General features: G+C 66.3%; 24 protein-coding genes. All 24 read right to left on the reverse strand.

The genetic code is table 11. From position 1 onward, the window contains the following. Positions 1 to 2: 2 nt before the first annotated feature. Entirely contained in the window at positions 3 to 1,043 is a 1,041-nt protein-coding gene (hypE, locus tag QX126_RS01375; protein ID WP_315778857.1) for a hydrogenase expression/formation protein HypE, read from the reverse strand. Further along, entirely contained in the window at positions 1,040 to 2,167 is a 1,128-nt protein-coding gene (gene hypD / locus QX126_RS01380) for a hydrogenase formation protein HypD (protein ID WP_315778859.1), read from the reverse strand. The genes hypE and hypD overlap by 4 nt, the downstream gene beginning before the upstream one ends. Continuing rightward, complete coding sequence (locus QX126_RS01385; protein WP_315736723.1) at positions 2,164 to 2,400, reverse strand: HypC/HybG/HupF family hydrogenase formation chaperone; 237 nt, start codon at positions 2,398 to 2,400, stop codon at positions 2,164 to 2,166. The genes hypD and QX126_RS01385 overlap by 4 nt, the downstream gene beginning before the upstream one ends. Continuing rightward, the gene (hypF, locus tag QX126_RS01390; RefSeq protein WP_315778861.1) at positions 2,400 to 4,667 is read right to left on the reverse strand and encodes a carbamoyltransferase HypF; all 2,268 of its coding nucleotides are present in this window, start codon (positions 4,665 to 4,667) and stop codon (positions 2,400 to 2,402) included. The genes QX126_RS01385 and hypF overlap by 1 nt, the downstream gene beginning before the upstream one ends. After that, positions 4,664 to 5,602 (reverse strand): hydrogenase nickel incorporation protein HypB, encoded by a 939-nt coding sequence (gene hypB / locus QX126_RS01395; RefSeq protein WP_315778863.1) that lies wholly within the window; start codon positions 5,600 to 5,602, stop codon positions 4,664 to 4,666. Before hypB ends, hypF begins: the two co-directional genes overlap by 4 nt. After that, a complete protein-coding gene (gene hypA, locus QX126_RS01400; RefSeq protein ID WP_315736719.1) occupies positions 5,602 to 5,943 on the reverse strand; it encodes a hydrogenase maturation nickel metallochaperone HypA in 342 nt (113 codons plus the stop codon). Before hypA ends, hypB begins: the two co-directional genes overlap by 1 nt. Then, positions 5,936 to 7,036 (reverse strand): nickel-dependent hydrogenase large subunit, encoded by a 1,101-nt coding sequence (locus tag QX126_RS01405; RefSeq protein ID WP_315778865.1) that lies wholly within the window; start codon positions 7,034 to 7,036, stop codon positions 5,936 to 5,938. The genes hypA and QX126_RS01405 overlap by 8 nt, the downstream gene beginning before the upstream one ends. Then, a complete protein-coding gene (gene hybE / locus QX126_RS01410; RefSeq protein ID WP_315778867.1) occupies positions 7,033 to 7,542 on the reverse strand; it encodes a [NiFe]-hydrogenase assembly chaperone HybE in 510 nt (169 codons plus the stop codon). Before hybE ends, QX126_RS01405 begins: the two co-directional genes overlap by 4 nt. After that, the gene (locus tag QX126_RS01415) at positions 7,539 to 7,751 is read right to left on the reverse strand and encodes a rubredoxin (RefSeq protein ID WP_315778869.1); all 213 of its coding nucleotides are present in this window, start codon (positions 7,749 to 7,751) and stop codon (positions 7,539 to 7,541) included. The genes hybE and QX126_RS01415 overlap by 4 nt, the downstream gene beginning before the upstream one ends. Continuing rightward, the gene (locus QX126_RS01420) at positions 7,748 to 8,611 is read right to left on the reverse strand and encodes a hydrogenase expression/formation protein (RefSeq protein ID WP_315778871.1); all 864 of its coding nucleotides are present in this window, start codon (positions 8,609 to 8,611) and stop codon (positions 7,748 to 7,750) included. Before QX126_RS01420 ends, QX126_RS01415 begins: the two co-directional genes overlap by 4 nt. Next, entirely contained in the window at positions 8,608 to 9,054 is a 447-nt protein-coding gene (locus QX126_RS01425) for a hydrogenase accessory protein (protein ID WP_315736712.1), read from the reverse strand. The genes QX126_RS01420 and QX126_RS01425 overlap by 4 nt, the downstream gene beginning before the upstream one ends. A 235-nt stretch (positions 9,055 to 9,289) precedes the next feature. Next, entirely contained in the window at positions 9,290 to 9,580 is a 291-nt protein-coding gene (locus tag QX126_RS01430; protein WP_315736711.1) for a HypC/HybG/HupF family hydrogenase formation chaperone, read from the reverse strand. Between the two features lie 22 nt (positions 9,581 to 9,602). Continuing rightward, positions 9,603 to 10,190 carry a HyaD/HybD family hydrogenase maturation endopeptidase gene (locus QX126_RS01435; RefSeq protein WP_315778873.1) on the reverse strand — a complete coding sequence of 196 codons (588 nt, stop codon included), beginning with the start codon at positions 10,188 to 10,190 and terminating at the stop codon, positions 9,603 to 9,605. A 12-nt stretch (positions 10,191 to 10,202) separates the two neighbouring features. Further along, positions 10,203 to 10,946 carry a Ni/Fe-hydrogenase, b-type cytochrome subunit gene (gene cybH / locus QX126_RS01440; RefSeq protein ID WP_315778875.1) on the reverse strand — a complete coding sequence of 248 codons (744 nt, stop codon included), beginning with the start codon at positions 10,944 to 10,946 and terminating at the stop codon, positions 10,203 to 10,205. Between the two features lie 15 nt (positions 10,947 to 10,961). Beyond that, positions 10,962 to 12,752, reverse strand: coding sequence for a nickel-dependent hydrogenase large subunit (locus tag QX126_RS01445; protein WP_315778877.1), 1,791 nt, complete (start codon positions 12,750 to 12,752; stop codon positions 10,962 to 10,964). A 21-nt stretch (positions 12,753 to 12,773) separates the two neighbouring features. Then, positions 12,774 to 13,865 carry a hydrogenase small subunit gene (locus QX126_RS01450; RefSeq protein ID WP_315778879.1) on the reverse strand — a complete coding sequence of 364 codons (1,092 nt, stop codon included), beginning with the start codon at positions 13,863 to 13,865 and terminating at the stop codon, positions 12,774 to 12,776. 234 nt (positions 13,866 to 14,099) lie between these two features. Next, positions 14,100 to 15,539, reverse strand: a complete 1,440-nt coding sequence (locus QX126_RS01455; protein ID WP_315778881.1) for a nickel-dependent hydrogenase large subunit — start codon at positions 15,537 to 15,539, stop codon at positions 14,100 to 14,102. Beyond that, positions 15,536 to 16,552: a HupU protein gene (locus QX126_RS01460; RefSeq protein WP_315779368.1), complete on the reverse strand. Its 1,017-nt coding sequence runs from the start codon at positions 16,550 to 16,552 to the stop codon at positions 15,536 to 15,538. Before QX126_RS01460 ends, QX126_RS01455 begins: the two co-directional genes overlap by 4 nt. A gap of 15 nt (positions 16,553 to 16,567) precedes the next feature. After that, positions 16,568 to 17,689: a HoxN/HupN/NixA family nickel/cobalt transporter gene (locus QX126_RS01465; RefSeq protein WP_315778882.1), complete on the reverse strand. Its 1,122-nt coding sequence runs from the start codon at positions 17,687 to 17,689 to the stop codon at positions 16,568 to 16,570. 171 nt (positions 17,690 to 17,860) lie between these two features. Beyond that, positions 17,861 to 19,177, reverse strand: coding sequence for a trypsin-like serine protease (locus QX126_RS01470; protein ID WP_315778884.1), 1,317 nt, complete (start codon positions 19,175 to 19,177; stop codon positions 17,861 to 17,863). Positions 19,178 to 19,322: 145 nt separating this feature from the next. Beyond that, positions 19,323 to 20,030, reverse strand: a complete 708-nt coding sequence (gene phoB / locus QX126_RS01475; RefSeq protein WP_315754964.1) for a phosphate regulon transcriptional regulator PhoB — start codon at positions 20,028 to 20,030, stop codon at positions 19,323 to 19,325. Between the two features lie 16 nt (positions 20,031 to 20,046). Next, positions 20,047 to 20,763 carry a phosphate signaling complex protein PhoU gene (phoU, locus tag QX126_RS01480; protein ID WP_315736702.1) on the reverse strand — a complete coding sequence of 239 codons (717 nt, stop codon included), beginning with the start codon at positions 20,761 to 20,763 and terminating at the stop codon, positions 20,047 to 20,049. A 30-nt stretch (positions 20,764 to 20,793) separates the two neighbouring features. Then, positions 20,794 to 21,615: a phosphate ABC transporter ATP-binding protein PstB gene (gene pstB, locus QX126_RS01485; protein ID WP_315713505.1), complete on the reverse strand. Its 822-nt coding sequence runs from the start codon at positions 21,613 to 21,615 to the stop codon at positions 20,794 to 20,796. Further along, a complete protein-coding gene (gene pstA, locus QX126_RS01490) occupies positions 21,612 to 22,493 on the reverse strand; it encodes a phosphate ABC transporter permease PstA (RefSeq protein WP_315778886.1) in 882 nt (293 codons plus the stop codon). Before pstA ends, pstB begins: the two co-directional genes overlap by 4 nt. Positions 22,494 to 22,496 lie beyond the last annotated feature (3 nt).

Here is a 22,496-nt window from a genome sequence, read left to right on the forward strand (position 1 = left end):
TCTCAGCAGATCCGCGGCAGCTGCTCGCCGGACAGCCAGTCGACGATACGGCCGCCGCCGAAGCTCGTCGCCATCTGGACGAAGCGGTGATCATCGGCCACCGCTTCGCCGATGTCAGCCGCATCGCGGCCGAGCGGATGCGCCCGCATGGCGGCGAGCACGGCGCCGGCCAGCTCGGGCGCGACCACCGCGACGAGCTTGCCTTCATTGGCGACATGCAGCGGATCGAGCCCCAGCAGCTCGCAGGCGGCTGCGACCGCAGGCTTCACCGGAATCGATTCCTCCTGCAGGCGGAAGCCGAGATTGGACTGCTGGGCGATCTCGTTCATCGTGGCCGCAACCCCGCCGCGCGTGGGATCGCGCATCAGCCGGATGCCGGCGCCGCCGGCCGCAACCATGTCGGCGACGAGACCGTGCAGCGAGGCCGAGTCCGAGATGATCTCGGTGTCGAAGGTGAGATTCTGCCGCCTCGACATGATGGCGACGCCGTGGTCGCCGAGGCTGCCGGACAGCAGCACGCGGTCGCTGGGCCTGGCCTTGTCGGCTGAGAGATCGAGGCCTTCCGGCAGCACGCCGACGCCGGCCGTCGAAATGAACACGCCATCCGCCTTGCCGCGCTCGACCACCTTGGTGTCGCCTGTGATGATCGCGATGCCCGCCTCGCGCGCCGCCTCGCCCATCGCATCGGCGATCCGTTTCAGGTCGGCAAACGGAAACCCCTCCTCGATGATGAAGCTCGCCGACAGATACAGTGGCCTGGCACCGGCCATGGCGATGTCGTTGACCGTGCCGTGCACCGCGAGCGAGCCGATATTGCCGCCGGGGAAGAACAGCGGCGAGACCACATAGCCGTCGGTCGTCATCACCATGCGGCCGGCGGCGACGTCGAACGCCGACTGGTCGTTGCCGCGCGCCAGCCACTCGTTGCCGAACGCCTCGTGGAACAGGCCGGCAATCAGTTGCGCCATCGCGCGACCGCCGGCGCCATGCGAGAGATCGACGCAGCCGTTTTTCATGTCGAGCCGGCGCTGATGCATGCTCATGATGCAAGCCTCCGCTGATGGTCGCGGAAGCGGCCATAGGTCCAATGCGCCGCGCAGGCGCCTTCCGACGACACCATGCAGGAGCCGATCGGCGTCTCCGGCGTGCAGGCGGTGCCGAACAGCCGGCAGTCCACCGGCTTCTTCAGGCCACGCAGAATGGCCGGACATTCGCAGGCCGGGTTGTCGGCGACGACCAGCTCGGACATGGCGAAGCGCAGCTCGGCATCGAGATGCGCAAAGCCGGGCCGCAGCTTCAATGCGCTCGCCGGAATGCTGCCGAGGCCGCGCCATTCGAACTGATCGCGCAGCTCGAAAATCTCGGCGACCTCCCGGATGGCACGCTGGTTGCCGCTGCCGGTGACCGCGCGGCGATACTGGTTCTCGACCTCGTGGCGGCCATCATTGACCTGCTCGATCAGCATCAGGATGGCCTGCATCATGTCGAGCGGCTCGAAGCCCGCGATCACGACCGGCTTGCCGTCATTGCGCGCGAACGGCGCGTAGGGCTCGGTGCCGATCACGGTCGAGACATGCGCCGGCCCGACGAAGCCGTCGATCTCGACCGTGTCGTCGCTGTCGAGGATCGCGCGCATCGCCGGCGGTGTGAGCACGTGGTTGCAGAACACGGTGAAGTTCGACAATTGCTTCTTCTCGGCGGCCCGGATCATCACGGCCGTCGGCGGCGTCGTGGTCTCGAATCCGATGGCGAAGAACACCACCTCGCGACCGGGATTCTGCTCGGCCAGCGCGATCGCATCCAGCGTCGAATACACCATGCGGATGTCGGCGCCGCGCGCCTTCGCCTTGAGCAGCGAGGACCCGCGCGAGCCCGGCACGCGCATCAGGTCGCCATAGACGCAGAGGATGACCTCCGGCCGTTCGGCGAGCGCGATCGCCATGTCGATGCGCCCGGCCGGCAGCACGCAGACCGGGCAGCCGGGGCCGTGGATCATGCGAACATTGTCCGGCAGCATGTCCTCGAGGCCATAGCGCGCGATCGCATGGGTATGTCCGCCGCAGAACTCCATGAAGCGATAGGCGCGCGCCGGATCGGCCTTGGCGCGGATGGCGCGCGCAAGACCTGTCGCCAGCTCCTTGTCGCGAAATTCGTCGGCATATTTCATGGCCTGACCTCCGCCACAGCCTCGCCCATCTGCCGGAGCAGGTCGAGCGTCTCGCGCGCCTCCTCCGGATCGATCTTGGCCAGCGCATGGCCGACATGAAGAATGACGTAGTCGCCGACGGCGATCTCCTCGATCAGCGCGATCGAGACCTCCTTGCTGACGCCGTCAATCGAGACGATCGCCATGTCGTCAGGCAAGAGCTTGATCACCTCGGCGGGAATGGCCAGGCACATCAGACGGTCCCTCCAGACAGCACATTGCTTTGTGTGAGATGCAGACCAGCCACCCAGGCCTGCCCGAGGCTGAGGCCGCCGTCATTGGGCGGCAGCCGGCGCGGCAGCAGCGGATCGAGGCCTGCGGAACGGCAGCCGCGCACGATCTGTTCGGCCAGATGCGCATTGAGGAAGCAGCCGCCGCTCAGCACGATCGTGCCGATGCCAGTCGCGCGCGAAGCTCTCGCGATCCAGTCGACGCAGGCCGCGGCCAACGTGCCGTGAAACAGCCCCGCCGCTTCGACAGTGTCGAGATCACGCGCGATCAGATGCGCGAGCAGCGGCCGCAGCGACAGCACGCCATCGGCAATGGTCCAGCCGCGCTCAAGCGGCGCCGGTTCACGCACCAGCGCCTCCAGCTTCATGGCCGCCTCGCCTTCATAGCTCTGCACCGTGCTGACACCGAGCAAACCAGCTACGGCATCGAACAGCCGGCCGGCGCTGGTGGTGACCGCGGTATCGGTAAGGTCTAGCAGCGTGACTATGTTGCGCGACTGGGGCTGCGCTACGAAACGCCGCTCGATCTCGTCACCGCGACCGAAATCGTGCAGCACTGACGCCGCCATCCGCCACGGCTCCCGTGCGGCCCGGTCGCCGCCCGGCATCTTCAATGGGGCGAGATGGCCGAGGCGCTGGAAGCCAGCGCCGTCGCACGACAGTAATTCACCGCCCCAGGCGCCGCCATCGCTGCCATAGCCGTAGCCATCCAGCACCAGCGCGAGGGCGGGGCCGGTCACGCCCTGTTCGGCCATGACGGAAGCCGCATGCGCATGGTGATGCTGCACGGGCAACGTCGGCAGACCTCGTGCCTGCGCGAACCGGGTCGACGCCATGTCCGGATGCAGGTCATGCGCGATCGCGACCGGCTCGACGTCGAGGATGGAGGTGAGATGCGCGATCGTCTCCTCGAAGAAGCGGATCGCGGCTGCCGTGTCGAGATCACCGAGATGCTGCGATACGAACGCCTCGTCGCCGCGCGTTACCGTCACCGTCGCCTTCAGATGAGCGCCGACCGCGAGCACCGGCGGCCCGGCACGTGCGAGCCGGATCGGCTCCGGTACATAGCCGCGCGCACGCCTGACGAAGCGGGGAACGCCGGCCACGACAGCAAGCACGGAATCGTCGGCGCGGATGACGATGTCTCGGTCATGGGTAACGATCAGATCCGCGATATCAGCCAGACCGCTCCTCGCTTCATCATTGTCGGTCAGCAGCGGCTCCCCGCTCGGATTGGCGCTGGTGCAGACCAGCGCCCATGGTCCGTCGGCAGCCGCGCGGCGGCCCGCCTCCAGCACATGGAAGATCAGATGATGCAGCGGAGCGACCGGCAGCATCACGCCGATCTTTGCGAGGCCTGGTGCGACCGAGGACGCAACACGCTGGCGTGAGCGCAACAGCACGATCGGCCGCGCCACCTGCTCCAGCAGCGCGCGCTCAGGCGCGTCGATCTCGGCAATCTCAGTTGCAGCGTCGGCCGTGGCCAACATCACGGCGAACGGCTTGCCGTCGCGCTGCTTACGGCCGCGCAGCCGCTGGACGGCCTGCTCATCTCGCGCATCACAGAGCAACTGATAGCCGCCGAGCCCCTTGACGGCGACGATCCTGCCATTCGCGAGCGCGGCCGCGATCTCATCGATGCCATGGCTGAGCCGCGGCCCGCAGCTTGGACACGAGATCGCCTCGGCATGAAAGCGGCGCCCTGCGCGATCGTCGTAGTCGGACCGGCAAGCCTCGCACATCGGAAAGTGCTTCATCGCCGTGGACGGGCGATCGTAAGGCAGGCGCTCGGCGATGGTGAAGCGCGGGCCGCAATGGGTGCAGTTGACGAAGGGATAGAGATGGAAGCGGCTGCCGGGATCGAACAACTCGGCCAGGCACGCGGCACAGGTGGCGGCGTCCGGCACGATCCGCGTCGTGACGCGCCCACTCACGCTCTCGGCGATCCGGAAGCCCGTGCCGGCGTCGGCCACGATCGGCTCGACGGCGATGTCGTCGATGCGCGCCAGTGGCGGCGTCTGCCGCGGCAGAGCCTCGACGAATTCGGCGACCTCGTCGCCCTCGACCTCGATCAGCACGCCATCAGCATCGTTGGCGACGAAGCCGCCGAGCCGATGGCGGATCGCCAAGCCATGGACATAGGGACGAAAGCCGACGCCCTGCACGGCACCGCGGACGCGGAGCCGGAGGCGCGTATGGTTCGCCGCCGATGTCCGGCCGGGCGTGCTCATCCCTGCACCGCGTTCATCGCGCTCGCCCGCATCCGGTCCGACTGCTTCCTGATCCAGGCGTAGAACGCCGAGAGGCCCTCGCCGGTCTTGGCCGAGATCGTCAGCACCTCGATCTTCGGATTGACGCGGCGGGCATATTCGATCGTCTGCGCCAGGTCGAAATCGAGCATCGGCGCCAGGTCGATCTTGTTGATCAGCATCAGCGATGACGCTGCAAACATGTCGGGATATTTGAGCGGCTTGTCCTCGCCCTCGGTGGTCGAGAACACGACGATCTTGCAGGCCTCGCCGAGATCGAAGGCGGCCGGACACACGAGGTTGCCGACATTCTCGATGAACAGCAGCCCGCCGCGCAGTGCCGGCAGCCGGCCATAGGCTTCGCCGATCATGGCCGCATCGAGATGACAGCCCTTGCCGGTATTGATCTGGATCGCCGGAACGCCGGTGGCGCGGATGCGCTCGGCATCGTTGGAGGTCTGCTGGTCGCCCTCGATCACCGCGACAGGCCGGCTCTGCCTGAGATCGGAGACGGCGCGGACCAGCAGCGAGGTCTTCCCGGCGCCCGGGCTGGAGACGAAGTTGAATGCCAGCACGTCATGCGCGGCGAAGCGTGCGCGGTTCTCGGCCGCGAGCCGGTTGTTCTTGCCGAGAATGTCGCGTTCGATCTGGATGATGCGTCCGCTGGAGAGACCGGCAACCTCCTGCCCCGCAGGGTTGGCCGAGCAGTCGATGCGGTCGGCGGCGTGATCATGATGGTCATGATCATGGTGATGGTGACCATGCTCGTGATCATGATCATGGCAGTGATGGCCGTGATGATGATGATGTCCGGACTGATCATGTCCATGAGCATGTTGGTGCTCACCGTGATCGTGATGATGATCACCGGATTCGACGGAGGACTTGCCGTCACTGCAGCCGCACACCGTGCACATTACTCGACCTCCAGCTCTTTGACCCGCATGTCCTCACCGCCCGTGACCTGCAGCTGATGACTTCCGCAGGCCGGACAAGGCGCGTAGCGTTGGCTGATCTCGACGCTGCGCGAACAGCCCAGGCACCACGCCGTGCCCGGCTGTTCGATGATCTCGAGCGCCGCCCCCTGCAACAGGGTCTTCGCGGTCACCGCCTCGAAACAGAATCGCAGCGCCTCCGGCGCGACATGGCTGAGCGCACCGATCTCCAGCCACACCGTCTTCACCGTGGAGAAGGCGCCCTTGCGCGCCTCCTGCTCGACGATCTCGACGATGCCTTCGCACAGCGCCATCTCATGCATCGGCCATCTCCCGGAATGCCAGGTGATAGCCGACGCAGGGATCGAACGATCCGACCATCGTATTGATGGCCTCGCGATCGCCCGTGCCGCGCAGCGCAGCCCCGGTGAGGCTCCTCACGACAGGGCCGCGCGGGTGAAAATTCCATTCCGTCGGCGCCAGATACTCGAAACGCGAGACCGCGCCGTGCGCATCGAGCTCGATTGCGTGATGCAGCCGGCCGCGTGCGCACTCAACCGCGGCGCCGCCGCGCCGCGACCCGAGCGCGTAGCTCGCGATGGCATGCTGGTCGGCCGCTTCGTCCTCAGCCTCGCCGGCCTCGATCCAGCGGAACAGCTCGGCAACCTCGGAGATCTTGGCTGAGAGGCGTTCGACGGGACCGGCTGATGCCAACTGATGGCGCTCCGCATACCGGGCCCAGACCCCGGTCTCCGGAGCCCTGCCGTCGAGTTCCGGAGCCTCAGCAAAGGCAGATCCCACGTCCATCAATTGCGCGACGACGGCGCCATCGTCGGCGGCCGACAGGATGTCGTGCTCGGCCGGCATGTGCCTCCATCCTCCATCATCGGCGGCCTTCCGGACCATGTCCATCAGAGATGCAAGCGGAGTTCCCGGTAGAACGGGCTCCGCTGCCAAGCCTATGCCCAGGGCCACCATGTCCGTCTTGATCTGAGACAAGGTTGCAGCGCGAGATTGCTGCTGGGCGCCGGAATGCATCTGCAGCGACGCGACCGCCTGCAACAGCCGTTGCACCAGCTGCGCGGCGTTGCGATTTTCCGCCAACGGCGCAACCAGCAGACCGCGCACGAGTTCGGCGAAGCGTTCCGCGACTACGGCCTTGATCCGACGATGCCTGGTCAGCGGCGCCGCCCGCTCGCCGCGCGCCGCTTCCAACGCCGAGAGCAGCGCCACCTGGTGCGCACTGGCGCACAGCGAGAACAGCCGCGGCAGGGCCGCGAGCAGCATCTCGGCCGGCTTGCCGGCGAACAGCCGTCCCAGCGGTGGCCGCGTGCGCGGCTGAATGTCGACGCCTGTGATCAGCCGATCGGCGACCGACAGCGTCACGTCGATGCGGTTGCGAAAGGCGAGGGTCATGCGCGGCCCTCGGAGAGGGTGCCGCGCAGGAACGCACGGCGATCGATCGCGCTCGACGCCTTCGCAGCGCGTTCGGACGACAGATCATCCTCCGGCGCCGTCATCAGCGCGGCGAGCGCAGCCTCCGCCGCCGCACGCGCCGCGGTCATGTCCTCGAACTGGAACATCGGCGAGAACAGCGAGCAGCTCGCGATCCGACCGACCTCGGCAACATCGCCGATCGTGAATTCGAACGAGCCAGCCGGAAGCACGATCTTGACGACGGATCCGGCGGCGCCTTGTGCGGCCGGAGTGACCACGTTCATGAACCAGGGCGTGACGACGATGCCGAGGATGCGGCCGTCGACCACTGAAAATCCGATCGCCTCGACGTCGAGCGCGTCGTGATAGATCGGCAGCTCGCGCATCGCACGAGCGCCGATCTCGCGATAAACGCCGGCAAGACGCTCGCCCCACGCGGCCGGCGTGACGTCCGACGTCCCCTGCCCGACCGCCTCAGTGCTCATGGCCCGACCACCATGAACTTGGCTTTCGGCGCATCGCAGTTCGGGCAATGCCAGTCATCCGGCAAGGCCGCGAACGGCGTGCCCGGCGGAATCTGCGCGACGCCATCCCCCTCGGCCGGGTCGTAGCGCGTCCAGCAGATGCCGCACTCCAGCAGCACGTCATCAGCGAGATCGCTGCGGACACCGAAATTCTCGAAGCCGCCGCTCATGTGAAATAGGCCTCGATGATCTGGGTCAGACGCTCGGCCGAATCCTCGAAATCCTCAGCCGCGGCGAGCGCGACCACCGGCACACCGCCGACCTCGAGGGTGTCGAGAATGATCGTGTCCATGGCGTTGAAGAACTGCACCGACCAGACATGACGGATGCCGGTCGCGAGCACGCGGCAGGTGCCGTAGCCACGCGACATCAGCTGGATCGGGCCGTTGCCGAGCGTCTGCTGCAGGAAGCTCATGTCGGTTGGGCTCATCGGCAGCAGCGTGAAGTTGATGGTCTGCGAGCGCTGACCTGGTCGCCAGGACAGCGCGCGCTCGCGGATCTCGGCGAGCACCGGCAGCGCGTTCATGGTGCCCTCGGGCACAGGGCCGATCACGATGTCACCTGCAGTCAGATCGGCGGCGGCGCGCGATACGATCTCCGGGACGGCGCCGATTTCGATGTAGTCGTGTCGCTCGTCCGCCTCCAGCCGCACCCGCCATATTCCGGCGAGCACCGATTCCTGGATCTGAGCCAGCGTCCCGTCGGGAAGAGCCACGACGCCGGCGACTTCGCCCTCGCCCAGCACGTCGTCGATCAGCCGGCGCTCGAGATCGTTGAGGCCCTCGAGCCGGAATAATTGCGTCGGCGCGCCGGCGGTCTGCGCCGCGATAGCCGCTGCAATCGTCGACAGCAGCTCGACCGCCCGCGGGCAGCTCCGCGCCAGCGCCTCCGAGTCGAGCGAGGCCAGCTTGGCCAGGGCCCCGGAAGCGGTCAGCCCCTTGTGCGATGTATCGAGCGCCTCTTCGCCGATCGGAAAGATGTTGACCGGCTCCTCGGCTCCTTCAGGCGCGATCCAGAATCCCGGCTTCATCGCTCGGCTCCCGCAGGCTGATGGACTGGGACGATGCTGGCGACGACCGTTGCAGTCGCGCCCTGCGGCCGGTCGATCAGCCGCGAGATGCGATCGACATAGACAGACCAGTCCTGGATCTTGGCGATCAGGCCGAGCGTCTCCGCCCCGCGGCACAGGATCAGGCTCGGCTGCACGCGCACGCCGAAGCGCGTCCCGAGCTCCGCCTCCGCGTCGCGCGCGATGACCGCGCCACGCAGCCGGCCGTGAAACGCGGTGATCAGCTCCGGCAGCACGATGGCCACATCGAGCGCCTCCGGAAACCGCGCGGGATCACCGGCCGACAGCAGCACGGCGACCAGCCCGGCGCGATCGGCCTCGGCGAGAAAGGCATCGACGGTGCCGGCATCGACCTCCGGCAACCCGCCTCGCATGCGCGCGGGGTCACGCTGCTGCATTTCCATCGACGTTTCTCCCTGACCAGTTATCGTTGCCGTGCTCTCCACTTTAGCAATCAACGTGCCAGACGCCCACGCGGCAGCGGAACGTTCAATACGTTGAAATATCTCATATTTTTATTGAAATTAAGAGCTCCGCAATCAATCGGAAAGCCGCTTTCCAGATAATGTCCGGCAACTTACTTTTCTTATGGAAATCTTATTGCCAGGAATCTGGCGCCCATCCAAGCGCATAACACCGCTACCGCAGATGCTCTGGAAGCTCCGGCTCGCGCCCGATCAGGTCGGCGAAGAAGTCGTCGCAATTCTCGCCGTTCACGGCCGCCTGCAGGCCGCGCAGCGCCTCGCCGATCAGCCGCGCTTCTTCGTCATCGAGCAGGCGAACGGCGTTGTCGATATAGACGAGCACCTTGGCTCCGACCGGCGGGTTCGACAGCAGCAGCACCGAGACGCGGCGCTCCTCGCCGTCGAAGCTGCACAGCGCCGAGACGCCATCGGTCTCGAGGATTGTCATCGGCAGGCCAAGACACATGTCGGATTCCCTCGCGGCGCGGTTACTCGGCCGTGCGCGCCCGCAGCTCGTAGCTGTGATGATCGATGTCGTTCGCGAGCAGGCGTTCGTCGCCGGCGAGCGTTTCACGCCGCGACGCGGCGGGCGCGCCCCATTCCGCCAGGAGGGCGCAGGCCAGCTCGATCGCCGGCGCGATCTGCGCACGAACCGGCGCAGTCAGCGGACCGCCCCAATCCTCGAGGTCGAGCGGCTGGCAGCCGATCAGCGCAAGCCGCTGCGGATAGCGGCCGAGCAGGTCGGCCGCGCTCAGTACTTCCTGGAAGCCCGTCTGGTGCAGGCTCATCTTCTTGGCGCCGGTGAAGCGCGGCACCTCGTCGTCCCGGACGAGCTTGAGCTCGCCCGGCACGAGGCCGTAGTCGATGGCGTCGAACACGATCAGGCCGTCGGCTTCCTCGACATAGTTCACGAGGTAAAGCCCCTGCGTGCCGCCGTCGAGGATCGTGACGTTGTCGGGCACGGTGAAGCGGCGGTGGAATTCCTCCACCACCCGCACACCGAAGCCTTCGTCCGCCCAGAGAATGTTGCCGATTCCGAGCACCAGAATGCGATCGCGCCCGCGCTCATCGACCATGCCGGCCCCCTGCTACTCGCGGAACTGCCGTTCGCCTGAGATCATCGAGGAGATGATGCTCTGGCGCGACATGATGTCTTCGCGAATGGCGGCATAGACATGCACCATCACGAACGTGACCAGCGCCCACATCCCGAGGTGATGCCAGGTATGAACATCCTGGCTGTTCGGCCAGATCGCAAACACCCAGCCGAACAATTTGTGCTGCCAGCTGTCGATCCCGGCGCCTTCCGAATAGAGCGCAAAGCCAGTGACGATCATGAAGGCGACGAACAGCGTGAAGCCGGTGAACATTGCCGTCTGCGCCAGGGGATTGTGGCCGACATACATCTTCGGCTCACGCTCCAGGAACGCGTACCAGCGAATCTCGTGCAGCACCTCCTTCCAGAACTGCTTGCGATGCACCGGAATGTAGAAGATCTGCCGGGAATGGTGGTTGCCGACGAAGGCCCAGAAGATGCGGGCGAGGAAGAACACCGCCAGCACCTGTCCGGCCGCGAAATGGGCAAAGCGGATGTAGCCCATCACGAAATTCGCCGACGCCTCCCCCGACACCGTCGGGAGCGGTGATCCGATCAGGTAGCCGGTAATCATCAGAACGATGATCGCGAACGCGTTGACCCAGTGGCAGATGCGCACCGGCGCTTCGTAGACATAGACCGTGGGCCGGCCGACCGCATGCTCGCCAGCGGCGTCGGCTGCGATCGCGGCGATGTCCGTCCCCGACTCGGGCGGGCGTGCAACTGCATCCATCATGACCCTGCTCCCGTGCTACCTGACCTTGACCTTGGCCAGCTCCTGGCCATCCGGACTCATGACGTGCGTCGAGCAGGCCAGGCACGGATCGAACGAATGGATCGTGCGCAGGATCTCCAGCGGCTGCTCGGGATTGGCCATCGGGGTGTTCATCAGCGACGCTTCGAATGCGCCGATGTTGCCCTTGGGATCGCGGGGCGACCCGTTCCAGGTCGTCGGCACGACGCACTGGTAGTTGTCGATCTTGGTGTCCTTGATCTTGATCCAGTGCGCGAGCGCGCCGCGCGGCGCCTCGGTGAAGCCGACGCCCTTGGCCTCTTTCGGCCAGCTCTCGGGCTTCCATTTGTCGACATTCGCCGTCGAGCTGTCGCCTGCCTTGATGTTGGCGATCAGCTTGTCCTGGAAGTAGCGCATCTGGCGTCCCGCCCACACCGATTCCAGCGCGCGCGCCGCGGTGCGGCCGAGCGTGGAGAACAGCGCCGTCAGAGGCAGGTCGAGATCCTTCAAGAACTTGTCGACGGGATCCTTGAACTCCGACTTGTTCTGCGCATAGCCGACGACCCAGCGCGCGAGCGGCCCGACCTCCATGGCGTGGCCGCGCCAACGCGGCGCCTTGATCCAGGAATATTTGCCGCCCTCGTCGAGCTCCTTGATGTCCGTCTTGGTGCCCTTGGCGTTGGGGCCGAGCACGTAGTTCGGCTCGGTGACGCCGTCCCAGGGATGCAGCCCCTTGGTCTCGTCGGGGTATTTGTACCAGGAATGAACGACGAACTCCTGGATCTCGTCCGGATTGGCGTGATCGACCGGAAACACCTCGGACAGATTGCCGTTGATGATCGCGCCACGCGGCAGCTTCAGGCTCTTGGCGGAATAGTCATTGGCATGCTCGGGCACGTCGCCGTAGGCGAGCACGCTCTTGCCGGACAGGCCGCCGCCATAGAGCCAGTCCTTGTAGAACGAGCCGATCGCGGCGACGTCGGGGAGATAGACCATCTCGTTGAACTCGATCAGGCGATCGATGATCGAGGAGACGAGGTTCAGCCGCTCGATGTTGATGGCGCCGACCGCACCGGTGCCGTCGATGTTGATCGGACACGGCACGCCACCCACGAGCCAGTTCGGATGCGGGTTCTTGCCGCCGAAGATGGTGTGGATCTTGACGATCTCCTTCTGGAAATCGAGCGCCTCCAGATAGTGCGCCACCGCCATCAGGTTGGCCTCGGGCGGCAGCTTGTAGGCCTTGCTGCCCCAATAGCCATTCTTGAACGGGCCGAGCTGCCCGGACTCGACGAACTTCTTGAGGCGGGTCTGGAGGTCCCTGAAATAGCCGGGCGACGACAGCGGCCAGCTCGAGATCGACTGCGCCAGTGTCGACGTCGCCTTCGGATCGGCCGAGAGCGCCGAGACCACGTCGACCCAGTCCAGCGCGTGCAGGTGATAGAAGTGCACGACGTGGTCGTGCACTTGCAGCGCAAGCTGCATGAGGTTGCGGATCGAGTTGGCATTCTCCGGAATGGTAATGCCGAGCGCGTTCTCGACCGCGCGCACCGATGTGAGCGCATGCGTTCCGGTGCAGACGCCGCAGATCCGCTCGGTGAAGGCCCAGGCGTCGCGCGGATCGCGATTCCTGAGGATCACCTCGATGCCGCGCCACATCGTGCCGGTGGAAACCGCATTGCGGATGACATTGTCGGAGTCGACATTGACCTCGACCCGCATGTGTCCCTCGATGCGAGTGACCGGATCGACGACAATGCGCTTGCCGGAATTGTCGAGATTGAAGCCGTTGGGAGTCTGGATGCCCATCGTTGCCTGCCCTGAATGCGATCAATGATCTTGTTTGGCGTCGTCGCGCTTGGTGGCGAGCCGTTTCACGGCCGTCGCCGCCGCATGCGCCGCGACCGCTGCGCCCACCGTGCCCGCGGCCACCATGCCGACCTGGTCGGCGTTGTGCTCGATGCCGAACTGCTTGATGTTGGTGAGGCGGTCGTAGAACGAGCCCTTGTCCCAGAAGCCGTCCTCGGAGCAGCCGATGCAGCCGTGACCAGACTGGATCGGGAACGACACGCCGCCGTTCCAGCGCACCGTCGAGCAGGCGTTGTAGGTGGTCGGGCCCTTGCATCCCATCTTGTACAGGCAGTAGCCCTTGCGCGCGGCCTCGTCGTCCCACTCCTCGACGAACTGGCCGGCGTCGAAATGCGGTCGGCGATAGCACTTGTCGTGGATACGCTGTGAGTAGAACATCTTCGGCCGGCCCTGGCGGTCGAGCTCCGGCAGCTTGCCGAAGGTGGTGATGAAGGTGACGACGCCGGTCATGACTTCCGCGATCGGCGGGCAGCCCGGCACCTTGATGATCGGCTTGTTGGTGATGACCTTGTCGATCGGGGTCGCCTGCGTCGGATTGGGCTTTGCCGCCTGCACACAGCCCCAGGAGGCACAGGCGCCCCAGGCGATGATCGCCATGGCGTCCTCGGCCATCATCTTCAGCTTTTCGACGAACGGCTTGCCGCCGTCGATGCAGAACATGCCACCTTCGTTCAGCGGCGGATTGCCCTCGACCGCAAGAATGTACTGTCCCTTGTACTTCGCACGCGTCTCGTCGAGGATGGCCTCCGCCTGGTGGCCGGCCGCCGCCATGATGGTGTCGTCATAGTCGAGCGAGATCATCGACAGCACGGCATCCTTCACCAGCGGATGCGCCGAGCGGATGAAGCTCTCCGAGCAGCACGTGCACTCCAGCCCGTGCATCCAGATGACCGGCGTGCGCGGCTTGGTTTCGAGCGCATTGGCGATGCGGCTCGCCGCCAGCGGGCCGAGGCCGAGGCTCGTCGCGGTCAGGCTGCAGAACTTGTGAAAGCTGCGCCGCGTGATGCCCTGACGCCTGATGACGCTGTAAAAAGTTTCCGTTGCCGCGCCCATGAGTCCTCCCCCTGACATCGCGTTGGCGATCATCTGATCGCGTTCTGGCGAGAAGGACAGCAAGATGCGGGCCAGCATCATTGCTGGATTCGAATCATAATGATTTCAGATGCTTGAGGCGGTGCGATCGCAGCGACGGAGCCTTCGGTGGTGGATCGCGCGCGACAATCGGAAATCACGCGCTTTGCACCGACAATCTTGTTTCCGCTTGCTGCCTGCCTGTGTGCAGCGCGCTCAATGCGCCGTGCAGACCATGCAGGGATCGAACGACCGCACGACGTGCTGGATGCCGACCGCACGCGCGCCGGCATCGCCGACCTCGGTGCCGACCAGCGCCTGCTCGAGCGGGCCCGCAACGCCGTCGGCGTCGCGCGGCGAAAAATTCCAGCTCGTCGGCGCGATGATCTGATAACGCTCGATCCGGCCGGAGCGCACCGCGAGCCAGTGGCCGAGGCTGCCGCGCGCAGCCTCCACGACCCCGACGAAGTGGCCGTCGGCCGCCTCACCGCTGTTCACGCAGAACGGCTCGTTGAGACGCAGCGCCTTGATCCAGTGCTCGATCGACAGCGCGAGTTGCGCGGTTTCGATCAGCCGGGCGATGACACGATTGCGGACATTGCTGCGACCGCTCGCGAGCAGCGCGGTGATCAGCGGCTGACCGTCGATGGCCTGCCTTGCGAGAGCGCCGACCTCGACCGGTTCTCCCGCGAGACGCGGCGCCTTGCACCAGCTATAGGCGTCGGCTTTGTCGGCATCGGGCACGGTGCGGCTCTCGGACGGATCGAGCGACGTATCGTGCATCCAGGCGTGCGAGACGTCCTCGGTGATGCCGTCCGACGGCAAAGCCTGGACCTCGCCACTGCTCGTGCGGACGCCAGCGCGAAAACGAGCTCCATTGAAGTCGTGATACGCGCCGAAGCTCATCAAGAGACCTGGTCCGCTGCCGAGGTCGGCCAGCGCGAGCGCATCGGCCAGCCGAAGGAAATGCGCGAAGTCGCCGGCTCGGCCCTCGCGCCAACGGTCGAGTTCGTCCGGCGTCGACAAGGCGAGCACGTTCTCCAACTTGTCGGCGAACAGGACGCGCTCAAGGAAACCGCGAAACGACGCCGCGATCGCGCTGAGCCGCACGCGCTCGCCGAGCTCGATCGCGCGGGTCGTCCCGCCTGGCTGGAAGGCGAGACTGTGCGGCCATTTGCCGGCGATCAGGCCCATGATCTCGAGCAGTCGCGCGCGCGCAGGCAGCGCATCGCGGGCAGCGCTGCCCTTCGTCGCCGCGAAACGTTCGGCCGCGGCCGAATGCCAAGCGTGCGAGGCATAAGCATCGCGGGCGAAGTCCGGCATGAAGAAGATGTAGAAATGCGTCAGATGATCCGCCGCGTTCTCGGCCGCGTGCGCGATGTTGCTCGCGAGGATGCCGTTTGGTGCTGCCGCAATGCCCATGGCCTGGCGCAACGCCGCAGCGGCCGCGATCGATTGCGACACGGAGCAGATGCCGCAGATGCGCGGCGCGATCACCAGGGCGTCGAGCGGCGGCCGGCCCTCAAGGATCTGCTCGAAGCCGCGATAGAGCGGCGCCGTCACCTCCGCCCGCGCGACGCGGCCGCTCTCGATATCGAGCCTGACCTCGAGATCGCCTTCGACACGATTGAACGGTCCGACCGTGATCCGCGTCATGGACGGCGCTTGTCGCCGGAACGGCCCGGCGGCACCACGACATGATCCGCCGTCGCATTGACTCGGACGCGGCGCGGCGTGGCCGATTTCGACAGCGCTGCGAGCGCGACGAACCAGGCTTTCGGCATGTCGGTGGGAAGGCCGACGGGGATGCCGGCGAGCTTCGCCGTCTCCAGATAGTTCTGCGCGCTCTCGAAGCCCGGCGAGGTGCAGGCGATGCAGGCATAACCGCCCTTGGTGCAGGAGCCGCCGCCGTTCCACGAGCGCTGATTGCAGTCGCCGACCGCCTGCGTTGCGCGGCAGCCGAGATGCTCCATCAGGCAGCCGCGTTCCGACATCGTCTCCGCGCTCGCCTTGAACTCGTAGAACTCGTTGCGCGAGCAGCCATGATGAGCGAGGTGGTTGGCGATGAAGGTCGGACGGCCGACTGTGTCGAGGCCGTCTGCCGTCAGATCGCCCGAGGTAAGCGCCAGCAGGCTCTCCATCATCCAGCCCGGATGCGGCGCACAGCCTGCGACGTTGATCACCGGCAGCCCGCGTCTCGAGCGGAAGGCCGCGCCAAGCGCGCCGCCGATATCGCTGCCCTCGAACTGCAGTCCGACCGCATCGGTCGGATTGATGCCAGCCGCGGGAATGCCGCCATAGGCGGCGCAACTGCCGACGGCGACGACGTAGTCGGCCAGCGGCGCCAGATCGAGCAGCCAGCGATAGATCGAGCGGTTGGTGCCGGCGAGCATGTTGAAGCGGCCGCTCAGACCGGGGCCTCGCGCCACCGAGCCTTCGAGCACCAGCAGATCGAGCCGCTCGCGGCCGTCGCGGATCGCCTCCAACAGCTCCACGACCTCGTCCCCTGTCTGCTCGCTGACGGAGGGATGCCACACCAGATCGATGCCGGATTGGCGCAATTCGTCAAACCAGCCGGACGCGCCGCTTTCCAGGATCGACATCGTGCAGCCGCCGCAGCTCGCGCCCTGCAGCCACAGCATCCTGATCGTTCCCTCCGAGCCGACCATCATGAGGCCCCGCTCCTAGCCCGTCTTATGCGTTCCGCTTCGTATCGCCGGCGGGTTTAGCGCCCCCGCACGAACGCTGGCAAGCGCTTCGCCGGGCGTCGCCTCGGAACCGCGCTGACTGCGACCGAGCAGCATGGCGACCGCCCAGACCAGTCCGAACAGGCCGATCGCGACGATTCCGAGATTGGCGACACCGTCGCCCAGCGCGGTGGCGACGTCAGCCCATCCCCCCGTCAGGCCAAGCCGCGGCGCCAACAGCGTGAACGCCTCGAAGCTGCCGATCACCAGCGCGATCGCAACGGATGCGCCGGTGATCACGAGGTTATAGCGCAGCTTGCGTGCGGGATCGGTCAGCGCCCAGCGATAGGCGCCGACCATCAGCATGCTGTCGGCGGTGTCGACGGTGGCCATCGCAGCCGCGAACAGCGCCGGGAATACCAGCACATGGGCGAGGCTCGCGCCGCGCGCAGCCTCGGTCGCCGACAGGCTGAGAAGCCCGATCTCGCTCGCGGTGTCGAAGCCGAGACCGAACAGGAAGCCGAGCGGATACATGTGCCAGGCGCGTCCCACCAGGCGGAGCACGGGGCGCAGCAGGCGGATGAGGATGCCCCGTCCGGTGTTTCCGGCGGTTTCCATCTCGGACTGCGGCTGTGCGGCGCGGCGCCAGAGGTTCACGAACAGAATGAGGTTCGCCAACGCGATAAGCAGCAGGAAGCCGGCCGATACCGACGTGCCGATGACGCCGCCGATCGCCCTGATCGCGCTCTCTTCATCCAGGAGGTCGGCGCCGGCGATGAGGCTCACGACGATGGTGGCGATGACGACGACGCTGGAATGGCCGAGCGCAAAATAGAGGCCGGCGGCGCGCGGGGCGCTACCGTCCTGCACCAGCTTCCGCACGACGTTGTCAATCGCCGCGATGTGATCCGCATCGACCGCATGGCGCAGTCCGAGCAGCCAAGCCAGCATCGCGGTGCCGACGATGGCGGGCCGGTCGGCGTAGAGCGCGAATGCCCAGGCCCAGGCGAGCGCGTTGGCCGCGACCAGCCCGCCGACGAGCGCAACGTTGCGGCCGGGCTGCGACCGCCACCACAGCAGCCGCGCGGCCCGAGGATGATCAATTGGAACAATCGTCATACTCGGACTATAGCAAGAGCTAGGCCAGTTCGGTAAAGGCCCCGCTGCAGGCGAAAGCTGCAGGAAAACCTGGGTGGCGCTTCCCGGACCGCCCTCTCGCTTGGCAACCCGCTATCCAGTCACGCACAGATCATGACCAGCGGCGGGACCTCGTCTCTCTCGCTCCTTCCCTCACCGCGCCGAGGCACTCTGCGCCGCGATCTCGCGGCGCACGACCGCCTCGAACTGGCTCGCGGGGGCGGCGAACATCAGCCGGGTCTCCTCGTGGAACGCCGAGAAGATGCCGACCACGGCCGGCTCCCCGCCGACCTCGGCCAGGATCGGCGAGCCCGAATAGCCGAAATTGGCCAGGCAATGCACTGTCAACAGCCGGGCATCCCCGGTCATGCCGGCGCTGCAATTGCGCTGGCCGGTCGGCGAATAGCGCCGCTCCTGGCCATAGCCGATCTCGGAGATGGTTCCGGCCGTGGTCGCAGCCGCGAGCTCCTCGCGGGTCAGCGCCTTGACCGCCACCGGCTTCGACGGCAGAGCATCCTTCAGCACGATCAGCGCCCAATCGGCGGGCGAGCGGTCGAGCGACCATCTGTCGTGCCGGGTCGGGACGAAATCGGGCGCCACGATCAGCTTGTCGGCGACCGACGATGCCGCCGGCGTGCCACGGTTCATGCCGGCCAGGAAGCGGACATTGCCGGGGCTGACCTGCGCCACGCCGTTGAAGACGCAATGCGCGGCGGTGAGCACGACGCGCGGCGCCACCAGGGTGCCGGTGCACCAGCCGCCGCTCGAGTATTGCGCGACGGTGACGACGCCGATCGACGACGCCGGCCAGGAGGTGGGATCGACGACCTCGCCGATGTGGCGATCGAGCCCGAGCAATTGCTCCGGACGCGGAGTGGCAATGCCCGCATCCGCCGATTCCGGTTTCGGCTGCCAGGACGCAATGGCGCTCTGGGCCTGGACGCGCTGCGGCTCGGTCAACCTGACCCGCTGCACGTCGCGGCCGGCCGATCGCACGCCGCTACGGCCCGCCATCACCAGCCAGGCATAGCCTTGCACGACGTCCTGTTTCACACCGCGGCCGTCGAGCAGCATCAGGCCGAGCATGTATTGCGACTGGGCGAAACCCTGCGCCGCGGCGCGGCTGAACCAGCGACTGGCTTCGCCGTAGTTGGAGGCAACACCCTCGCCGTTGACGTAGGCGATGCCGAGATAATGTTGCGCGACGGCGAGCCCCTGATCGGCGGCCTTGCGGTACCACGCCAGCGCCTCGCTCGGATTACGCGGCACGCCCCAGCCGAACGCCTGCATGAAGCCGACGTCGAACTGCGCCCGCGCATCGCCCTTGGCGGCCAGCGGCAGCAGCCGTCGCATCGCCGCCGCATGCTGCCCGTTGCCTGCCGCCGCGACCGCGTCTTCGAGCTCGGCGGCCGTGGCGCCCGCCAGGCTGCCGAGCAGCATGACAAGAGATATGATGATGGTCTTGATCAAGGGCGTCCGCTGGGACCGAAACATCGTGACGGGCCACGAAGCAGACACGATCAAGACGGCGGCGGCGTGGCGGAAAGCGGACCGCGATCTCCTCAATCGGGCCCGCTCGCGCCTCACACCTTCTTCATCCTCACGCCCATCGCCCTTACACCTGCTCGCTCTTGGCGAAGCGATCATCGAGCGCATAACCGGCGCCGCGCACGGTGCGGATCGGGTCCTGCTCGCGGCCGGGATTGAGCAGCTTGCGCAGGCGGCCGATATGGACGTCGACGGTGCGCTCGTCGATGTAGATGTCGCGGCCCCAGACGCTGTCGAGCAGCTGTTCGCGGCTGAACACGCGGCCGGGGTGCTCGAGGAAGAATTCGAGCAGGCGGTATTCGGTCGGGCCGAGATCGATCGGCCGCCCCGAGCGCGCCACGCGGCGTTTCTCGCGGTCGAGCTCGATGTCGCCATAGGACAGCACGGTCGCCAGCCGCTCCGGGCTCGCCCGCCGCAGCAGGCCTTTCACGCGCGCCAGGAGCTCCGGCACCGAGAACGGCTTGACGATGTAGTCGTCGGCGCCGGTGGCGAGTCCGCGCACGCGCTCGCTCTCCTCGCCGCGCGCCGTCAGCATGATGATCGGCAGTTGCCGGGTCTCGGAGCGCGCGCGCAGGCGGCGGCACAGCTCGATGCCGGAGAGGCCCGGCAGCATCCAGTCGAGCACGACGAGATCCGGAACGCGCTCCTTCAGCCGCGTGTCGGCCTCGTCGCCGCGCGCCACGGTCTCGACCTCGTAGCCTTCGGCCTCGAGGTTGTAGCGCAGCAGCGTCGTCAGCGCCTCCTCGTCCTCCACCACCAGAATTCGGGCGCCCATGTCTGAACCGTCTCTCTTAGTTACCGGGAATCGTCGTCGCGAAGCTCGTCATGTCGCCCTTCGGGCGCTTGTCCATGATCTGCTGGCCTTCGATCATATAGAATACAGTCTCGGCGATGTTGGTCGCGTGATCGCCGATGCGCTCGATGTTCTTGGCGCAGAACATCAGGTGGATGCAGAACGAGATGTTGCGCGGATCCTCCATCATGTAGGTCAGGAGCTCGCGGAACAGCGAGGTGCAGATGGCGTCGACTTCCTCGTCGCCCTTCCACACCGTCATCGCCGCCGGCAGGTCATGCGCGGCATAGGCGTCCAGCACCGTCTTGACCTGCGACTGCACCAGATCGGTCATGTGCTCGAGGCCGCGGATCAGCTTCAGCGGATGGAAGTCGCTCTCCAGCGCCGCGACGCGCTTGCCGATGTTCTTGGCGAGGTCGCCGATGCGCTCCAGATCGGTCGCCACGCGCATCGCGCCGACGATCTCGCGCAGGTCGACCGCCATCGGCTGGCGACGGGCGATCGTGAGCACGGCGCGCTCCTCGATGATGCGCTGCAGCTTGTCGACCTCGGCGTCGGTGGCGACCACCTTCTGGCCGAGCGCGATGTCGCGCCGCACCAGCGCATCGACGGAATCGACGATCAGCCGCTCCGCGAGGCCGCCCATCTCCGATACCAGACGGGTGAGGTCCTGCAGATCGCTGTCGAACGCCTTGGCGGTATGTTCACTGGCCATGATGATCTCCTGAAGACAATGTCGTCGGCGTCAGCCGAACCGGCCGGTGATGTAATCCTGGGTCCGCCGATCACTCGGCGAGGTGAAGATCTTGCTGGTGTCGTCGAACTCGATCAGCTCGCCGAGATACATGAAGGCGGTCTTGTCGGAGACGCGCGCCGCCTGCTGCATGTTATGCGTCACGATGGCGATTGTGTAGTTTTCGGCGAGCTCCTGGATCAGCTCCTCGACCTTGGCGGTCGAGATCGGATCGAGCGCCGAGCACGGCTCGTCGAACAAGATCACCTCCGGCCGGACCGCCACGGTGCGCGCGATGCACAGTCGCTGCTGCTGGCCGCCGGACAGCGACAGGCCCGAGGCGTTGAGCTTGTCCTTGACCTCGTTCCACAGCGCGCCGCCGCGCAGCGCCTTCTCGACCCGGTCGTCCATCTCCGACTTCGATATCTTCTCATAGAGGCGGATGCCGAAGGCGATGTTCTCGTAGATCGTCATCGGGAACGGCGTCGGCTTCTGGAACACCATGCCGACCCGGGCGCGCAGCAGATTCAGATCGAGCTTGGGATCGAGGATGTTGGTGTTGTCGAGCATCAGCTGCCCGGTCGCCCGCTGGCCCGGATAGAGATCGTACATCCGGTTGAAGATGCGCAGCAGCGTGGACTTGCCGCAGCCGGACGGGCCGATGAACGCGGTGACGCGGTTGGTGCCCAGCGACAGGTTGATGTTCTTCAGCGCGTGATGGTCGCCGTAGTAGAAGTTGAGGTTGCGCGCGGTCACCTTGGCCGGCGCATCCGGAAGCGCCTTGCCGTGAAGAGCGTGATTGGGCTGACTGACGGAGACGGACAGTTCGGTCATTTGGTGTTCCTCTCGGCGCCGAGAATGCGTGCACCGATGTTCAGGGCGAGCACGGCCAGAGTGATGAGAAGGGCTCCGCTCCAGGCCAGTTGCTTCCAGTAGGCATAAGGGCTCTGGACGAAATTGTTGATGGTGACGGGCAGGTTCGCCATCGTCCTGGAAAGGTTGAGGCTCCAGAACTGGTTCGACAGCGCGGTGAACAGCAGAGGCGCGGTCTCGCCGGCGACGCGGGCGGTGGCAAGCAGCACGCCGGTGATGAGGCCCGAGCGCGCCGCCCGATAGGCGATGCGGCGGATCACCAGCGAGCGCGGCAGGCCGAGCGCAGACGCCGCCTCGCGCAGCGGGTTGGGCACGAGCAGCAGCATGTCCTCGGTGGTGCGCAGCACCACCGGGATCACGATGACCGCCAATGCAAGGGAACCCGCGAGTGCCGAGAAGCCGCCCATCGGCACCACGACCGCACCATAGATGAACAGGCCGATGATGATCGAGGGCGCCGACAGCAGGATGTCGTTGATGAAGCGGATCACCGAGGTCAGGCGGTCGTTGCGGCCGTATTCGGCGAGATAGGTGCCGGCGAACAGGCCGAGCGGCGCGCCGATGCCGACGCCGATGATCGTCATGATCAAGGAGCCGACGATGGCGTTGCGCAGGCCGCCTTCGCTGGAGCCGGGCGGCGGCGTGTCGGCGGCAAAAACCTGCAGGCTGAGGCCGGCGAGTCCGTTATAGAACAGCGTGAACAGGATCAACGCCAGCCAGGTGACGCCGAACATCGCGGCGGCGACGCAGAGGCCGCGGATCACGATGTCCCTGCGGCGCCGGCGCGCATAGATCGGATTGACCTGCGCATCGAGTGTAAGCGTGTCAGCGCTGGACATGGC

The organism is Bradyrhizobium sp. SZCCHNPS1003 (genome assembly GCF_032381555.1).
GTDB lineage: Bacteria > Pseudomonadota > Alphaproteobacteria > Rhizobiales > Xanthobacteraceae > Bradyrhizobium.

Bases quoted from the DNA above. Each gene is read 5' to 3' on its own strand.
- hypE (WP_315778857.1), bottom strand. From the start codon at position 1,043: ATGAGCATGCATCAGCGCCGGCTCGACATGAAAAACGGCTGCGTCGAT.
- hypD (WP_315778859.1), bottom strand. From the start codon at position 2,167: ATGAAATATGCCGACGAATTTCGCGACAAGGAGCTGGCGACAGGTCTT.
- QX126_RS01385 (WP_315736723.1), bottom strand. From the start codon at position 2,400: ATGTGCCTGGCCATTCCCGCCGAGGTGATCAAGCTCTTGCCTGACGAC.
- hypF (WP_315778861.1), bottom strand. From the start codon at position 4,667: ATGAGCACGCCCGGCCGGACATCGGCGGCGAACCATACGCGCCTCCGG.
- hypB (WP_315778863.1), bottom strand. From the start codon at position 5,602: ATGTGCACGGTGTGCGGCTGCAGTGACGGCAAGTCCTCCGTCGAATCC.
- hypA (WP_315736719.1), bottom strand. From the start codon at position 5,943: ATGCATGAGATGGCGCTGTGCGAAGGCATCGTCGAGATCGTCGAGCAG.
- QX126_RS01405 (WP_315778865.1), bottom strand. From the start codon at position 7,036: ATGACCCTCGCCTTTCGCAACCGCATCGACGTGACGCTGTCGGTCGCC.
- hybE (WP_315778867.1), bottom strand. From the start codon at position 7,542: ATGAGCACTGAGGCGGTCGGGCAGGGGACGTCGGACGTCACGCCGGCC.
- QX126_RS01415 (WP_315778869.1), bottom strand. From the start codon at position 7,751: ATGAGCGGCGGCTTCGAGAATTTCGGTGTCCGCAGCGATCTCGCTGAT.
- QX126_RS01420 (WP_315778871.1), bottom strand. From the start codon at position 8,611: ATGAAGCCGGGATTCTGGATCGCGCCTGAAGGAGCCGAGGAGCCGGTC.
- QX126_RS01425 (WP_315736712.1), bottom strand. From the start codon at position 9,054: ATGGAAATGCAGCAGCGTGACCCCGCGCGCATGCGAGGCGGGTTGCCG.
- QX126_RS01430 (WP_315736711.1), bottom strand. From the start codon at position 9,580: ATGTGTCTTGGCCTGCCGATGACAATCCTCGAGACCGATGGCGTCTCG.
- QX126_RS01435 (WP_315778873.1), bottom strand. From the start codon at position 10,190: ATGGTCGATGAGCGCGGGCGCGATCGCATTCTGGTGCTCGGAATCGGC.
- cybH (WP_315778875.1), bottom strand. From the start codon at position 10,946: ATGATGGATGCAGTTGCACGCCCGCCCGAGTCGGGGACGGACATCGCC.
- QX126_RS01445 (WP_315778877.1), bottom strand. From the start codon at position 12,752: ATGGGCATCCAGACTCCCAACGGCTTCAATCTCGACAATTCCGGCAAG.
- QX126_RS01450 (WP_315778879.1), bottom strand. From the start codon at position 13,865: ATGGGCGCGGCAACGGAAACTTTTTACAGCGTCATCAGGCGTCAGGGC.
- QX126_RS01455 (WP_315778881.1), bottom strand. From the start codon at position 15,539: ATGACGCGGATCACGGTCGGACCGTTCAATCGTGTCGAAGGCGATCTC.
- QX126_RS01460 (WP_315779368.1), bottom strand. From the start codon at position 16,552: ATGGTCGGCTCGGAGGGAACGATCAGGATGCTGTGGCTGCAGGGCGCG.
- QX126_RS01465 (WP_315778882.1), bottom strand. From the start codon at position 17,689: ATGACGATTGTTCCAATTGATCATCCTCGGGCCGCGCGGCTGCTGTGG.
- phoB (WP_315754964.1), bottom strand. From the start codon at position 20,030: ATGGGCGCCCGAATTCTGGTGGTGGAGGACGAGGAGGCGCTGACGACG.
- phoU (WP_315736702.1), bottom strand. From the start codon at position 20,763: ATGGCCAGTGAACATACCGCCAAGGCGTTCGACAGCGATCTGCAGGAC.
- pstB (WP_315713505.1), bottom strand. From the start codon at position 21,615: ATGACCGAACTGTCCGTCTCCGTCAGTCAGCCCAATCACGCTCTTCAC.
- pstA (WP_315778886.1), bottom strand. From the start codon at position 22,493: ATGTCCAGCGCTGACACGCTTACACTCGATGCGCAGGTCAATCCGATC.